The sequence below is a fragment of the Pseudomonas sp. 05L36 genome, from assembly GCF_056398125.1.
Window position 1 is genome coordinate 1 of the sequence record NZ_JBFTOU010000073.1, and the last position, 2,234, is coordinate 2,234.

General features: G+C 66.1%; 1 protein-coding gene. It reads left to right on the forward strand.

The genetic code is table 11. The annotated features are described in order from the left end of the window. Window positions 1-2,234: beta strand repeat-containing protein (locus AC1DKH_RS30280; protein ID WP_477800220.1), on the forward strand; the 2,234-nt coding region annotated here is incomplete at both ends.

A 2,234-nucleotide genomic window follows, 5' to 3' on the forward strand; every position in this document is an offset into this window, starting at 1 on the left:
GTGTTCAGCGTGCGGGTCAGCGATGGCCTCGGCGGCGTCGACACCCAACTGGTGACCGTCACCATTACCGGCAGCAACGACGCGCCCGTGCTCAGTTTCGCGACGGGCAATGCGGCGGGCGCGGTGCAGGAAGACACCACGCTCAGCGTCAATGGCCAGTTCAGCTCGGCCGACATCGATCACGACGCCACGGCGACCTGGAGCATTGCGGGTACAGATACGGGCGCCTACGGTTCGATCGCCGTGGACAGCAGCGGCCAGTGGACCTACACCCTGGCCAACGGCACCGATGGGGTCGCCAGTGCGGTGCAGGCGCTGAAGGCGGGAGAAAGTCACAACGAAGTGTTCAGCGTGCGGGTCAGCGATGGCCTGGGTGGCGTCGACACCCAGCTGGTGACGATCACCGTCACCGGCAGCAACGACGCACCGGTGCTCAGTTTCGCGACGGGCAATGCTGCCGGCGCGGTGCAGGAAGACACCACGCTCAGCGTGAATGGCCAGTTCAGTTCGGCCGACATCGATCACGATGCCACGGCGACCTGGACCATCGATGGATCGCCAACCGGCACCTACGGTTCGATCGCCGTGGACAGCAGCGGCCAGTGGATCTACACGCTGGCCAATGGCACCGATGGGGTCGCCAGTGCGGTGCAGTCGCTGAAGGCTGGCGAGAGTCACGATGACGTGTTTACGGTGCAGGTCAGCGACGGCCTGGGCGGCGTCGACACCCAGCTGGTGACCATCACCATCACCGGCACCAACGACCAGCCGACGCTGACCATCACCGACCCGACCGGGGCGATGACCGAAGGCGATGGCGCAGCCACCCTGAGCGACAGCGGCGCGCTGAGCTTCGCCGACCTGGACGTCAACGATGGAGTGACGGTCAGCCAGAGCGCCAATAACGATCTGGTCTGGAGCGGCGGTACCCTCGGTGCGGCGCAGGCCGCGGCGCTGGTCGCCGGCTTCGCGGTCGATCAGGTCGGTTGGACCTACAGCAGCAGCGAGAACCTGGACTTCCTGCGTGCCGGTGAAACCATCAGCTTCTCCTACAGCGTGGTGGCCACTGACGACAGCGGCGCGGGCAACGCGGCTTCGGCGGCGCAGACCGTCACCATCACCATTACCGGCAGCAACGACGCACCCGTGCTCAGCTGCGCGACGGGCAATGCGGCCGGCGCGGTGCAGGAAGACACCACGCTCAGCGTCAATGGCCAGTTCAGCTCGGCCGACATCGATCACGATGCCACGGCAACCTGGACCCTCAATGGCGCGTCCACAGGCACCTACGGTTCGATCGCGGTGGACAACACCGGCCAGTGGACCTACACGCTGGCCAATGGCACCGACGGGGTCGCCAGTGCGGTGCAGTCGCTGAAGGCGGGCGAGAGTCATGAGGACGTGTTCACGGTGCAGGTCAGCGACGGCCAGGGCGGCGTCGACACCCAGCTGGTGACGATCACCGTCACCGGCAGCAACGACGCGCCCGTGCTCAGCTTCGCGACGGGCAATGCGGCCGGCGCGGTGCAGGAAGACACCACGCTCAGCGTGAATGGCCAGTTCAGCTCGGCCGACATCGATCACGACGCCACGGCAACCTGGACCCTTAATGGCGCGTCCACCGGCACCTACGGTTCGATCGCGGTAGACAACACCGGCCAGTGGACCTACACCCTGGCCAATGGCACCGATGGTGCCGCCAGTGCGGTGCAGTCACTGAAGGCGGGAGAAAGTCACAACGAAGTGTTCAGCGTGCGGGTCAGCGATGGCCTCGGCGGCGTCGACACCCARCTGGTGACCGTCACCATTACCGGCAGCAACGACGCGCCCGTGCTCAGTTTCGCGACGGGCAATGCGGCCGGCGCGGTGCAGGAAGACACGACGCTCAGCGTGAACGGCCAGTTCAGCTCGACCGACATCGATCACGACGCCACGGCGACCTGGACCATCAATGGCGCGTCAACAGGCACCTACGGTTCGATCGCCGTGGACACCACCGGCCAGTGGACCTACACCCTGGCCAATGGCACCGATGGGGTCGCCAGTGCAGTGCAGTCGCTGAAGGCGGGAGAAAGTCACAACGAAGTGTTCAGCGTGCGGGTCAGCGATGGCCTCGGCGGCGTCGACACCCAACTGGTGACCGTCACCATTACCGGCAGCAACGACGCGCCCGTGCTCAGTTTCGCGACGGGCAATGCGGCGGGCGCGGTGCAGGAAGACACCACGCTCAGCGT